Origin of the sequence: Bacillus sp. AR13-1 (assembly GCF_008042285.1) — a bacterium.
In the GTDB taxonomy this organism is placed as follows: domain Bacteria; phylum Bacillota; class Bacilli; order Bacillales; family Bacillaceae_G; genus Bacillus_A; species Bacillus_A mycoides.
The window spans coordinates 17,951-31,020 of the sequence record NZ_QNUA01000034.1; the positions used below are offsets into that span (position 1 = coordinate 17,951).

12 protein-coding genes are annotated in these 13,070 nt (G+C 32.4%); 8 read left to right on the forward strand and 4 right to left on the reverse strand.

The genetic code is table 11. The annotated features are described in order from the left end of the window. Positions 1-38 precede the first annotated feature (38 nt). Both gerXA and gerXC read left to right on the forward strand, forming a co-directional pair. Positions 39-1,517, forward strand: a complete 1,479-nt coding sequence (gene gerXA / locus DN408_RS21750) for a spore germination protein GerXA (RefSeq protein ID WP_016127044.1) — start codon at positions 39-41, stop codon at positions 1,515-1,517. Next, entirely contained in the window at positions 1,504-2,664 is a 1,161-nt protein-coding gene (gerXC, locus tag DN408_RS21755; protein WP_016127045.1) for a spore germination protein GerXC, read from the forward strand. Before gerXA ends, gerXC begins: the two co-directional genes overlap by 14 nt. Before the next feature lie 240 nt (positions 2,665-2,904). Here gerXC and bla read toward each other — a convergent pair whose 3' ends face one another. Continuing rightward, on the reverse strand, positions 2,905-3,840 hold the full coding sequence (gene bla / locus DN408_RS21760; RefSeq protein ID WP_016127046.1) for a class A beta-lactamase: 936 nt from the start codon (positions 3,838-3,840) through the stop codon (positions 2,905-2,907). A gap of 469 nt (positions 3,841-4,309) precedes the next feature. Between bla and DN408_RS21765 the strand changes: the two genes are divergently transcribed. Continuing rightward, positions 4,310-5,602, forward strand: a complete 1,293-nt coding sequence (locus DN408_RS21765; protein WP_078179087.1) for a hypothetical protein — start codon at positions 4,310-4,312, stop codon at positions 5,600-5,602. 57 nt (positions 5,603-5,659) lie between these two features. Here DN408_RS21765 and DN408_RS21770 read toward each other — a convergent pair whose 3' ends face one another. Further along, positions 5,660-7,132: a sensor histidine kinase gene (locus tag DN408_RS21770; RefSeq protein WP_002168308.1), complete on the reverse strand. Its 1,473-nt coding sequence runs from the start codon at positions 7,130-7,132 to the stop codon at positions 5,660-5,662. After that, on the reverse strand, positions 7,125-7,790 hold the full coding sequence (locus DN408_RS21775; protein WP_000800741.1) for a response regulator transcription factor: 666 nt from the start codon (positions 7,788-7,790) through the stop codon (positions 7,125-7,127). The genes DN408_RS21770 and DN408_RS21775 overlap by 8 nt, the downstream gene beginning before the upstream one ends. Before the next feature lie 463 nt (positions 7,791-8,253). On the opposite strand from DN408_RS21775, the gene DN408_RS21780 reads away from it, so the two are divergent. The 5 genes from DN408_RS21780 to DN408_RS21800 all read left to right on the forward strand — a co-directional run bounded on the left by DN408_RS21780 (position 8,254) and on the right by DN408_RS21800 (position 12,656). Then, positions 8,254-8,931 carry an HAD-IA family hydrolase gene (locus tag DN408_RS21780; RefSeq protein WP_147740394.1) on the forward strand — a complete coding sequence of 226 codons (678 nt, stop codon included), beginning with the start codon at positions 8,254-8,256 and terminating at the stop codon, positions 8,929-8,931. A 171-nt stretch (positions 8,932-9,102) separates the two neighbouring features. Continuing rightward, positions 9,103-9,471: a DUF4180 domain-containing protein gene (locus tag DN408_RS21785; RefSeq protein WP_002127579.1), complete on the forward strand. Its 369-nt coding sequence runs from the start codon at positions 9,103-9,105 to the stop codon at positions 9,469-9,471. 190 nt (positions 9,472-9,661) lie between these two features. Beyond that, positions 9,662-10,429, forward strand: coding sequence for an arylamine N-acetyltransferase family protein (locus tag DN408_RS21790; protein WP_016127048.1), 768 nt, complete (start codon positions 9,662-9,664; stop codon positions 10,427-10,429). A gap of 331 nt (positions 10,430-10,760) precedes the next feature. Next, a complete protein-coding gene (locus DN408_RS21795) occupies positions 10,761-11,414 on the forward strand; it encodes a YdeI/OmpD-associated family protein (RefSeq protein WP_002085348.1) in 654 nt (217 codons plus the stop codon). A gap of 126 nt (positions 11,415-11,540) precedes the next feature. Then, complete coding sequence (locus tag DN408_RS21800) at positions 11,541-12,656, forward strand: NAD(P)/FAD-dependent oxidoreductase (protein WP_078178933.1); 1,116 nt, start codon at positions 11,541-11,543, stop codon at positions 12,654-12,656. A gap of 291 nt (positions 12,657-12,947) precedes the next feature. On the opposite strand, the gene DN408_RS31765 is transcribed toward DN408_RS21800, so the two are convergent. After that, positions 12,948-13,070 carry a hypothetical protein gene (locus DN408_RS31765; RefSeq protein WP_002032342.1) on the reverse strand — a complete coding sequence of 41 codons (123 nt, stop codon included), beginning with the start codon at positions 13,068-13,070 and terminating at the stop codon, positions 12,948-12,950.

Sequence of the window (13,070 nt, forward strand, 5' to 3'; positions counted from 1 at the left end):
TTTATATAAGGTTGCTGAGTTTGAAGGAGACAACGTAGATGAACAAACAAGTAGAAATAAATGAGAAGATAATACTAGAGTGGTTTGAAGGATGCAACGATGTAAAAGTAATAAAGCGTGAATTGGATGAGAAAGAAAAAAGGAATTCAGTATTGTTTATGTATTGTCAAAACTTAATTGACAATACAAAATTAAAACAAGCCACATCATCCCATGTTTGCAAAGAGCTTTCAAGTAATTCAATAGAAGAGTTTAACCTCTCAACATTAATTCCCCAGTTATCAGTAAAGAAATTAGATATGGTAAATTCGAATGAAACTATCTCTCAGATTATATTTGAAGGTAACCTCCTTATTATTTTTGAAGAATCTAAACATGGATATATAGTTGATATTGCCCAAATACCTACCAGATCGGTTGAACAAACAAATACAGAGATGACCATTCGTGGTGGACGTGATGGATTTGTTGAAGAGTTAAACACAAATATAGGATTAATTAGAAAAAGACTAAAAACGAGTTCTCTTAGTTATGAAGAATTTATTATTGGAGAAAGAACACAAACTAAAGTAGCACTCCTGTATTTAAAAGATGTCGCATCCCAAGATATCATTAATCAAGTTCGATTAAAATTAAGACAAATTAAAATAGACGGGGTTGTTTCAAGTGCACAAATTGAAGAGTTAATCACAAACAATCAATTTAGTGTATTTCCTTTAGTTGAATATACAGGGCGCCCTGATTATACTGTGAATTGTTTGCTATATGGGCGTTTTATTTTACTGGTTGAAGGGTCACCAACAGCGACAATTGCACCAGTTACATTTCCTTTTTTTGTGAATACATCTGAAGATCAAGATCTTTTCTACATATTCGGTAGCTTTGTACGACTTGTAAGTCTTTTGGGGATAGCAATTTCTATATTTCTTCCAGGAATTTGGATAGCACTAATTACATATCATCCAGATCAGATTCCCTATACGTTGCTAGCTACATTAAGCTTATCAAGAGAAGGGATTCCTTTTCCAGCTCCTTTAGAGGGGATAATTATGATGACCTTATTTGAAATTTTGAGACAAGCAGGATTGCGTGTTCCTGCCGTATTCGGTCAAACATTATCTGTTGTAGGGGGATTAATTATTGGACAAGCTGCTATTAGTGCAGGAATTGTTTCAGCATCTATGGTCATTATAATAGCAATCTCGGTTGTTTCGACATTTGCTTTAACTAATCAGTCAGTAACAGGAATAATAAGTATATTGCGGTATGTAGTATTCTTAGTATCTTCTTTATTAGGCATAGTAGGATTTATCTTTTGTGTCCTTGTGATGGTGATACATGTAGTAAATTTACGCTCTTTTGGAGTTCCATTCTTTACACCATATTCACCCCCTGTGTTTAAAAGTATGTTAGCAGCCACATTTAGACTTCCTTTCACGTATATGAAAAAAAGACCTAAAGAATTGCATACGCAAGATAATACAAGGAAAAGAGAGAGTACCGATGAAGAAAAATAAAAGAATAGTTATATTTCTTTTTATGATGTGTACGTTTCTAACAGGGTGTTGGGATCAAAGAGAGTTGCATCACGTTTTGTATATAAATAGTCTAGGTATCGATTTTAAAGATAATAACTATATCATCCGTCCGCAATTTATTAATTTTTCTAACATAGCTAAACAAGAAGGGAGCACTACCCGTAATTACAGCCAGGCCTATATCGGAAAGGGAAAAGGCCCCATTTTAGATGAGGCAGCATTTGATTTTTATAAGGGTGCTCAACAAGAAATCTCATGGGAGCATCTCAAAACAATTGTTGTAACAGAGAGATTTCTAAAACATGGTGACTTAAATCAATTTAATGATTTTTTTTCTCGGTTTTTTCAATTTCGAGATACTATGTGGATATTTGGAACTAAGGAGCCTTTAGAAAATATATTAGCGAACAATAATATATTAAATATTTCTCAATTATATACAATCATTAATTTACCAAAAGAGATAACCAAGCAATATACAATAATAGATCCTTTACCTTTATATAAATTCCAAAGAAATTATTATGAACCTGGGATGACAACTCGCATTCCATTCTTAGCTACGACTAAAACATATTGGAAAAAAGGACATACATCATTTCCAATGTTAAAATTTAGTGGTTATGGTTTTATAAACGATAAATCCTATATAAATCATTTAAACAGCCATGATATTGCTGGGGTTCGATGGACGGATGAAAATACCAAACGAGCTCCATTACTATTAAAATTTAACAAGAAAATCATTGGACATATAGTATTAAAAAATCCAAAGATAGATACAAAGCATTTTATTAAAAATGGAAAGTTACGTATGCTTATGAACATCCATTTCGATGCTGATATTTTTCAATTAATAAATTCTATGCCTGTAAATGATATTAAAAAAATTGCAGAGGACCAAGTTGAAAAAGAAATTAAAAAAACGTACCGAAAAGGAATCGAAAGAGGGATTGACACGTATCAGTTATCACATTCCTTATATCGGCAGAATTCCAAATTGTGGAAACGATATAAAAAAGAGGGGGGGATATCCCTTCAAAATAAAGAATTAGATTTAAATGTCTCGATTAATATAGCTACAAATGGAAAATCTAAAAATATGCGTAATATGATTGAGCATTAGAATGGTTGAAGATGAAAGGAAACGTAAAATATTAACTCTAAATAGGAGATTCGAACTTGAAAGACCACTACGATGTGGCGTCGTCTTCTTTAGGAATGGGATGAGAGTTCGATTAGGAGAAGAGGGAGGCTTTTGCCTCCTTCTTTGCCTGAAAACACGCTTACATTTCTTAGCGTTTAGATTAAGTACAAGTATTTAAAACTATATGTGCCGTAAAGTAGGAGCAGCTTAAATTCATTACTATGATTTATTTGTTACTTTTAAAGCGTCTAACACTATTTTAGTTGCATTTGCAATAAGTTTATCATCGTATTTCGCATCTTCTTTCGCATGATTAGAAAGTATCGCAAGAATAATTGGCTTTTTATTTGGTGGCCAAATGATTGCAATATCATTCCTTGTTCCATAAGACCCAGAGCCGGTCTTATCGGCTACTTCCCATTCTCCTGGAACTCCAGCACGAATTAAGTTGTCCCCCGTTGTATTTCTTTTCATCAAATCTATTAAAAAGTTCCGTTTCTCAACTGAAAGTATATCGCCTAGCGCGTATGCTTGAAGACTAGTAGCTAATGCCTTTGGGGTACTAGTATCACGAGTGTCTCCTGGCTGCACTTCGTTTAATTCTGGTTCAAAACGTTCAGGATTTGTGACAGTATCTCCTATTTCTCTCAGTGATTTTTTGAATTCACTTGGCCCACCTAATTGTTTAAGAATAAGATTTTGTGCAGTATTATCACTATATCGAATGGAAGCATCCGCAAGCTCTTTCAGAGTCATACCTGTATCTACATATTTTTCAGTAATTGGATTGTAATTCACAAGATCTTTGCTAGTATACTTAATTCTTTGATCTAAATCTTCTATTGATTTCTTTTGTAACAGTGCTCCCACAGCAAGGGCTTTGTGGGTAGATGCGTATGCAAACCGTTCATCTGAACGATAAGTAACGGTTTGATTCGTACCTGTGTCTAATGCATAAATACCAAGTTTAGCATCATATTCTTTTTCCAGCTTTACAAAAGAATGATTACTTGTATTTTCTTGTTTGGTTTGTTTCGGTGGTGCGGATTGAATATTACTATTGGAACAGCCTATAAGCGTTGCACATGAAAGTAATACTACAGGGAGCATCTTTTTATAATGTGCGATGTGAAAAAACTTCTTTGAAACTATCATACATTTTCAACCTCTTTCAAGAATATATGGATTTTGTATAGGTATTTTACATACCTATACAATTAACAAATGCACAGGATAGCACTCATCTTGTGTTTCTTGCATTACAAAATGAGAGAACTACCAAAAGCACCTTTTTTATACGTAATAGACAATCTAAGTAACACATTTGTTCCATTTATGATTAAGGTTTTGAATATATCCATTAATTTTATTTATAAGAATCACAAAATCCATCTTTTTTGCACGCCACTTAATTTAATGTGGATTTAGATTGAGTTTACCTCGTAATGGGAATTTCAATTGGATTGCGCATATATAACAACCTCGTTCCGGACAGAATAAGTAATAACAACTACTGATTTCATTTTAAGTGAGGTGTTATACGATACATACGACAAAGCAAAAAAGACTTGTGGTGCAAAGTATAACTACATTTAGTCTACTAATAACGACTATCTTTACACCCATGCTTATTTACATTGTTTATGGATTACAGATTTCGAAAGGCTTTGAGGGATACTGGCCATCAATCCTGTTTTATACAACTTATATGACGGGTGTGTTTATCTGGATACCTATTGTGAATAAGGCTGGGATTCACCGCTCCTTATATTGGACTGTTTCTATTCTGATAGTATCATTACTTAGTGTTACTTTCTTTGGATGGAGTTCAAGATGGCTAGAAATAAGTGCGTTAGTTTCTGGTTTTGCAGTTAGTACAATTTCTACCATGACGAGTACTTTATTGTTTCTACATGTGGAAGGCGGGGGAAAGGTTTATAATAAAAATCAACAAGCGATTATTATTGGTATCGTTTTTCTTTTACTAATAATCGTTTTGTTAGCGATTAGTTTTTTATCGCCGCCGCTGATAACATGCATATATGGGATTTGTTTAATCAGTATCCTTTTTGCTATAAAAAAAATGCCGAGAACAGAGTTAGCCAAAGGGCTTTTACCTATATCCATCGTATCGGTTGTAGGAAAGTTTCTTTTTGTCTCAATGCTTATTCTTTTGATTCGAACAAGTCGTAACATAAATAATGAACAATATATTTTTTATTTTTTTCTACTTTCTATAGCGCTTATTTGTTTCATGTTTTTGAGTTTGTTGAAAGGAAAGTTCTTTCATAAACTTTCATCTTCTTTACCAATCCGCTTAAAGGCAGAATCATTTTTACTTGGATTAGGAAATGGATATTTATTTTTGATGGGTATTTTTTATAGTTTTACTTTCTATAACATGTTAACCTGTATTTTCATTGTAGTTGGACCATACCTATTAGGGATTTTGATGTCCATATTTTTAGATATCAAAGCTGCTAAGAAAGTTAATCCAATCCATTTGTTTTTAGTAAGTACTTTAATCATGATATTCGGGTTTTATTCTCCAATATTTATAGTCCTTAGCGTTACATTTGGAAGCTATGCCATTAATAGTATTTCTTCTCAAAATAATATGAAAGTATATATGGTGAATGCTACACATAGAGAGCTTTCTTTACTCATTTACACAACATGGAGAAATATGGGGAATATATTTTTACAATTTTTTACATTGATTGTGATTGTGGGAGTAGGGGTGTTTTACGATGTCGAATGGTCGCAACTTTTCCAAACAATTGTTGGGAAGGGTCAAATGCAGATTGAAGGGTTATCCGTACAACGATTGATGTTTATGTTAGCAATTTGCTGTTGGCTTGGCATGGTGGGCTTAGGTATGTGGATTGGTAAAAAAGCTAATCCCAATATTGCTTAAAAAGTAACTCGAAAAATATCAATACTAAAATTACAAAAAACAAACAAACTCGTCCTACTAAGAGGGGAGTTTGTTTGTTTTTTGTTTAGATAATGGAATGTTCATGCTAAATTGTACACTACGTTCCATATTCTTTATAGAATACTTTATATCTAACGTTTCAAGAATTTGTTTAACAATATATAGCCCCAAACCACTTCCTCCAGTATTTCGATTCCTTGATTTTTCAATTCGATAAAATGGTTTGAAAATTTGTTGTATATCCTCTTCTTTAATATTGACACCTGTATTCATAATTTGCATTTTGATTTGACCTTGTTTAGAATCCTCACTTAACTTTATATAGACTTTTTCATTATGTGGTGAATACATAACCGCATTATGGATAATATTTTTACATGCTTTTTCAAAAAGAACACGATCTGTATAAACAGAAAGATCAGAATCAATTTCTTTTATTATTTGGATGCTTTTTTGAGAAGCAAAAAATTCGAGATCTTTTGTGATTGTATCTATTAACTTCGAAAGATTAACTTCTTCTACTTTTAGTTTAAAGGTGTGTTGTTCTAATTTCGACATGCTTAAAATTTCACGAACTAATTGTTCCATACTTTCAATAATTTGATGATTTTTCTTTAAATATTGATCACGATTTTGATAAGGGCCAATATTGTATATCATCCCTTCTAAGTATCCTTTCATTACAGTAAGAGGGGTCTTTAATTCATGTGCTACAATCGCAAAAAACTCTCTGCGTTTTGTTTCTATTTCTCGTTCTTTTTCAATATCATTTTTTAATTGTTGATTTGCTTTTTTTAAATCAAACATAGCTTGTTGTAAGTTAATAGACATGTCATTCAAACTATTAGATAATTCTCCTAACTCATCTGTAGAGCGAACCTCAATTTTTTCGGAGAAATCTAAATTTGCCATCTTTTGTGCACCCTCATTAATATAAATAAGTGGTTTTGTAATAAACCTGGAATAGAAATAAGCACTCCCTACACCAATTATGAGTACAATGATACTAATATAGGGGAGAAAGCGTACTAAAACCTGTGAAGCTTCATCAATTGGTTGAAATGTAGCAAAGACTATAAGCGTTAAACTACCATCTTGGAATTGAATTGGTTTCGTAACGTTATATGAATTACTAAGGGTACCTGCATTCTCGAACCGTGTGGCTCTAGTAACTACTGTTGTTTGCGAACCATTTTGAGTAAAAGAAAATGAAGGAGAGTATTTAATTATTCCCTCATTATTTTGAAGATAAAGCATCGCATTATTTTTTTTTGCATATTCATCAAAAAGTGGTATCGCATCTTGAAACGTAAGATCTTTAGATTTATCAATGATTTCTTTTATCCCTGTTTGAAGTTGATCTGTTTTGTATTGCTCATAAAACGTAGGGAGAAAGAAGTATAAAGTTAAATAAATCAATACTGCAAAGGATAACAAAATGAGAGAGGTAGTCATAAAGAGTTTATAAGTAATTTGCTTCATCTTCATGATTTTCACAATACTATTCATCAATTTTATAACCAATACCCTTTATTGTTTTAATATAAGGGATAGCTAACTTTTTACGTAGGTTTTTAATATGTGTATCAATTATTCGTGTTTCTCCAAAATAATCGTACCCCCAAACTTTTTCTACGATATTTTCTCTTGTGAGTACTTTTCTCTCATTTTGAAATAGTAGTTGTAGAATTTCAAACTCTTTTGTCGTTAATAAAATTTCAACGTCATTTACATATACTCTATATGCATCAACATCGATACGCACTTCTTTAAATACCAAATGATTATTTACATTTTTATCATAACTTCTTCTAAGTACAGCTTCGACTCGTCTAATCAAAACATGAAACGAAAAGGGTTTTGTTATATAATCATCGATTCCAAGATCGAACCCTTTCATTTGATCTTCCTCTTCTTCCAATGCAGTTAGCATAATAATTGGTACGTTTGACTGACTTCGAATCATCTTGGATACTTCAAATCCATTAAGATTGGGCATCATTACATCTAGAAGAATTAAATCAAAGGATTGCTTATTAAATTGTGTCATACCCTCTAATCCATCTGATGCAACTACAACTGTATACTGTTGTGTCATTAAAAATTGTTTAATTAATTCCTGAATTTCTTGATCGTCTTCTACCACGAGAATATGATAGTTTTTCATAATATCACCTCTGGTAGTCATTATAGCCTTACTATCTGGAGTTTATGTGGAGATACAGTAGGAAACTTCATAGGACGTTTAACGTATTAACTCCCTTTTCAAGATTGTGTATTCTCCGTAAAAAAGGATTATTACCCATATTCCTTTTTTATGGAGAAATATTTGTGTGCTTGAAAAAACTTATCATATAAAAAGCTGAACGATTAATATTTACAAAAAAATAATGTATAATAATGTAAATTGTATGTAGTTTTTTTTAACTGTTTGATAATATACTTTCGATACTTTACTAGAAGGGGAAAGGGAGATGAATTTAAATATAAAAGAGGCCAGCGAAATTCTAGAGCGTACGCCACAAACTTTGTAGTTTTTTTGCTAATTTAGTAAAGGCCTAAGGTGCGAACAAGGGATTATTTAAATCATGTGAGAAAGGTTGTGAAATTATTTGAGGAGTTATAAAGCTATGCTATTTGATTTAGATGATACGTTACTTGATAGGGATAAGGCAGTAGATAAACTGTTTTCCATTATTTTAGAGGAGTTTTATGGGGATGTTGAACAACATGCAGTAAAAAACGAAATGTTACAGAAATTCAAGGGATATGATAAAAAAAGCTATGGTCATAGTGATAAAGTAAAGGTTTTGGAATCGTTTTTTGATGAATTCCCACCGAAATATAGATTACCACGCAATTACATTCAAGACTTTTGGAATAATAATTTCCCGAAATGTTTTTCTATAAACCAAAAAACTATTAATATCATAAATACTATAAAGTCACATATTAAAGTTGGAATTATAACAAATGGCTCAACTCAGAGGCAAAAAGAAAAAATAATTAACACGAATTTGAATCGTTATTTTGATACAATCATTATTTTTGAAGAAGCGGGATTTAGTAAACCTGACAAACTCATATTTGAATTAGCATTAAATAAGCTAAATGTACAATCAGAAGATGTACTATTTGTTGGAGATGACTTAGAAAAGGATATTGCTGGTTGTCAAAATGCAAATATAAAGGGCATATGGTTCAATCCTAATATGATTAAGAATAATACCGATACTAAACCATATGCCGAGATTACTTCTTTTGATAATTTATTAAGTTATTGTGGAGAGATAAATTTCCAAAAATAGTAAAAAGATAGATTACCCTTAATTTCATTGACCGTATGAGAAGTTTTAAAACAATATTTATTTACGATGAAATAGAGGTTATCGAGCCAGGGGCAAATCATTTATGTGTGTTAATGAAGATCTACACAGCATGTTTAATATATACTTTATAAATTATAGAGGGGTGAGACTATGGAAATAAAGAAAGTAGTAATTGGCGGAATAAATATTGCCGTCGTCAGAAACGATACAGTATTAATATCCGACGTTCAATCTGCATTAGATCTCATGGCAACAGTTCAATATGAAGCGGATTCAAAGCGGATTGCTATCAATAAATCATTAATAAGTGAAAGTTTCTTTGACTTAAAAACACGTCTTGCGGGTGATATTCTTCAAAAGTTTATTAATTACAGCGTGAAAATTGCTATCATCGGGGATTTTTCTATGTACACTAGTAAAAGCCTAAAAGATTTCATTTATGAATGTAATAAAGGTAAGGATATTTTTTTCTTAGCAACTGAGCAACAAGCAATTGAAAAATTAAGCTCATTGAAATAAAGATATAAAATGTAATTCGAAAGAGGCATCCGTGAAGGTGCCTCTTATTTGTATTTTTATATAAATATGTTTTTCAAATTTAAATTTTGTACCGGTACAGTAACTGCAAATGTACATTGTTACTATATCCCTTCAAATTTACAATCAGCATATATTATTTTAATTTATAACTTATTAAGGGGTGCTGAATATGACAAAGTTACAAGATCAACTTTTCACAAGATTAAACCTTGAAAAACGTACTGAAATAAAATTTGAAGAATTAAGTACAATACTCTTTGTATTTGCCCACACAATCCCGTTTGAGAATTTAAATGTAATAGCAAGTAATGCGAATACAATTTCTATGAAAAACTTACAAGAGAAAATTTTAACTAGTTCTCGAGGTGGGCTTTGTTATGAATTAAATACTCTTTTTTACTATTTTTTAAAAGATAGTGGTTATGATGTACAACTCGCACTAGGTACCGTATATAAAAATGATATAAACGCTTGGGCACTTGAAGATGGGCATATAACAATTATTTTAAATTACGAAAACGTAAGGTACTTAATTGATGTAGGTATTGCTTCATTAGTACCTCTTGTGCCAGTACCGTTTACTGGCGAACTTGTTTCTTCTAAAAACGGTTCGTATCGAGTAAGACAAAAAGATACGAGTAAAGGAAACTATGTTCTAGAAAGAATAGATGTTGATGGAGAATGGAAAGTTTGTCATGCTTTTTATAAACATATTATTGATGAGACAGTAGTAAACGATGTTCAAAGAAGAGTGATAGAAGATGAGAAATCTATTTTCAATAAAGGACCCATTGCAGTAAAATTGACGAACTTTGGCCATGTCTCATTAACGAATACTATTTTAACTGAAATTATTTATGGAGAAAAAACGAAGCGTGAAATTACAGAAAATCAATATAAAGAGCTTTTATATACTTTATTTGCTATTGAGTTGTGAATATAAAAATAGCCGGTTCTTATTCAGAATCGGCTATTTTTATTATTTTTGGTTTAAATGGTTTTCGTCTAATATGTTTCGGAAACTGCGGTATAGTTAACGTTTTTAACGTTTCCTCAGCTTCTTCATATGTATGAAAGATTATCTCCTTGCAAAACTAGCCCTTCATCTCGGATTACATACGGCATAAAACCACTACTTATAGTAAAAAATTATGGTCTATTGAAACAGAATGATACGATTTCAAGTTTAATTTTCTTAATAGATATAATACACTAGAACAGTATAAAGAAGTATATAAAATGAATATTGGATGCAAAGGAAGATTATAATGTCAGTTATTGATAAATTGAAACTAAATAAGTATACAAATATGGTCGTAATTAACGAACCAAGTGATTATGACATTTTCACAGGTAAAGAAACCTCATTTTCAAAAGAACATGATGCTATTTTTATTTTTGTTGAAACACTTGATGAAATGGTGAAACAAACGAATTTTATTATTAGTAATGAAGAATTACTAATTGAAAAAGGTTACGTGTTTTTCGCATATCCGAAAAAAGGTAATGCTCGTTACAGTACGTTTATTCACCGTGATGAGATGTTTCCGGCATTAAACGTTGGAGATGATGGATATGTGGGGGAAAGTGAAATTAAATTTGCGCGAATGGTAAGTATGGATGATGTCTTTACAGTTGTAGGTTTAAAACGTGAAAAGAAAAAAGCGAAGAAAACACCTGCAGCGAGTCAATGTGTTGCTGATTATGCAGACCGTATTCAAGATGTTGAAGCATTATTGGCTAATCATCCAGCTGAACTTAAGTTTTATCAAAGTTTAACTCCTGGTTATCAAAAAGATTGGGCACGTAATTTATTTTCTGTGAAACAAGAAAAAACACGCGATAAACGTCTTGAGAAAATGATTGAAATCCTTTCACAAGGCTATAAAACAATTGAATTATTCCGTAAGAAGAAAAAATAATGATTAGGAACGTCACAATGATGCAACAATTAATTACACTTTGCACATTGAAAAAAGGATTCCTTTCAGTATACTAAAGTATGTTCTTATATTTAAATAATTAGCAAAAGAGAAAAGGTGTTTGAAATGAAATCGTATATTGTAGTTGGATCTGGAATTTTAGGGGCATCTACTGCCTATCATCTTGCTAAGGCTGGTGCGAAGGTTACTATTGTAGATCGTCAAGATTTAGGTCAAGCAACTGATGCAGCAGCAGGTATTGTCTGTCCGTGGCTGTCGCAACGTCGTAATAAAGCATGGTATAAAATCGTTAAAGGCGGTGCACGTTACTATTCTTCGTTAATTCAGCAATTAGAAGAAGACGGTGAAACGGATACAGGTTACAACCGTGTAGGTGCAATTAGTTTACATACTGATGAGAAAAAACTAGATCAAATGGAAGAGCGAGCGTATAAACGCCGTGAAGATGCACCAGAGATTGGTGAAATCACTCGCTTATCAGCTGAAGAAACGAAAAAATTATTCCCAGCATTATCGGAAGAATATAGTTCTGTTCATATTAGTGGCGCTGCACGAGTAAATGGAAGATTATTACGCAACGCATTAATAAGCGCTGCGAAAAAACATGGTGCAACTTTCATAAAAGGTGATGCAGTATTAGTCCGTGAAGGGAATCATATTACGGGAGTTAAAGTAAATGACGAAACAATTGTAGCGGAAAAGGTAATGGTAACTGCAGGCGCATGGGCGAACGAAATCTTGAATCCATTAGGAATTAATTTCTTAGTTACGTTCCAAAAAGGACAAATTGTTCATTTGCAAATGGAAAATACAGCAACAGAAAATATGCCAGTTGTTATGCCGCCGAACGATCAATATATTTTAACATTTGAGAATGGCCATGTTGTAATTGGTGCAACGCATGAGAATGATATTGGTTTCGATCACCGTGTAACAGCTGGTGGTTTACATGAAGTATTCCATAAAGCGTTAACAGTAGCGCCTGGTTTAGAAGATGGTACAATGCTTGAAACTAGAGTTGGCTTCAGGCCATTTACGCCAGGATTCTTACCTGTTATTGGCCCACTCCCTAATTTTGAAGGCATACTCATTGCAAACGGATTAGGTGCTTCAGGATTAACAGCAGGTCCATACTTAGGATCAGAACTTGCGAAACTTGCGTTAGGGCAACCGATTGAATTAGATTTAAATGATTATAATGTTGCTGGGGCAATGGAATAGTAATAAACAAAAAGATTAGGAGTGATTTCCTAGTCTTTTTGTTATGTTATTTGGGCGTAACTAAGTATTTTGGGAGGTAGGAGTTCTTTTAAACAAGGGGTACCACCACATCGTTATCAAGCTAAGAAAATAGATAACCCACAAAACGAAAATTTTTTTCCCTTTATAGCAACGAAGAGCATTTTTATCGTTTGAGGTATTAGAGAAGAAAGGTGGATTCGTTCAATATAGAGGCGGAAATACATATCAGAAATATAAACAATAGCCTCAAAAACTGGAGGCTATTCAATTTCACAATCTATTATGAGCAATTACAATAGGTAAGCTCTTTAAAGTCTGTCCCATCGCTGCATTCGTAAAATGATGAATAACATCAAAACCCTCAACTTGATGGATATTAGCGAACCGTTCCAC

Bases quoted from the DNA above. Each gene is read 5' to 3' on its own strand.
- DN408_RS21770 (WP_002168308.1), bottom strand. From the start codon at position 7,132: ATGAATAGTATTGTGAAAATCATGAAGATGAAGCAAATTACTTATAAA.
- DN408_RS21800 (WP_078178933.1), top strand. From the start codon at position 11,541: ATGAAATCGTATATTGTAGTTGGATCTGGAATTTTAGGGGCATCTACT.
- gerXA (WP_016127044.1), top strand. From the start codon at position 39: ATGAACAAACAAGTAGAAATAAATGAGAAGATAATACTAGAGTGGTTT.
- DN408_RS21775 (WP_000800741.1), bottom strand. From the start codon at position 7,790: ATGAAAAACTATCATATTCTCGTGGTAGAAGACGATCAAGAAATTCAG.
- DN408_RS21765 (WP_078179087.1), top strand. From the start codon at position 4,310: ATGCTTATTTACATTGTTTATGGATTACAGATTTCGAAAGGCTTTGAG.
- DN408_RS21780 (WP_147740394.1), top strand. From the start codon at position 8,254: ATGCTATTTGATTTAGATGATACGTTACTTGATAGGGATAAGGCAGTA.
- DN408_RS21790 (WP_016127048.1), top strand. From the start codon at position 9,662: ATGACAAAGTTACAAGATCAACTTTTCACAAGATTAAACCTTGAAAAA.
- DN408_RS21795 (WP_002085348.1), top strand. From the start codon at position 10,761: ATGTCAGTTATTGATAAATTGAAACTAAATAAGTATACAAATATGGTC.
- gerXC (WP_016127045.1), top strand. From the start codon at position 1,504: ATGAAGAAAAATAAAAGAATAGTTATATTTCTTTTTATGATGTGTACG.
- DN408_RS21785 (WP_002127579.1), top strand. From the start codon at position 9,103: ATGGAAATAAAGAAAGTAGTAATTGGCGGAATAAATATTGCCGTCGTC.
- bla (WP_016127046.1), bottom strand. From the start codon at position 3,840: ATGATAGTTTCAAAGAAGTTTTTTCACATCGCACATTATAAAAAGATG.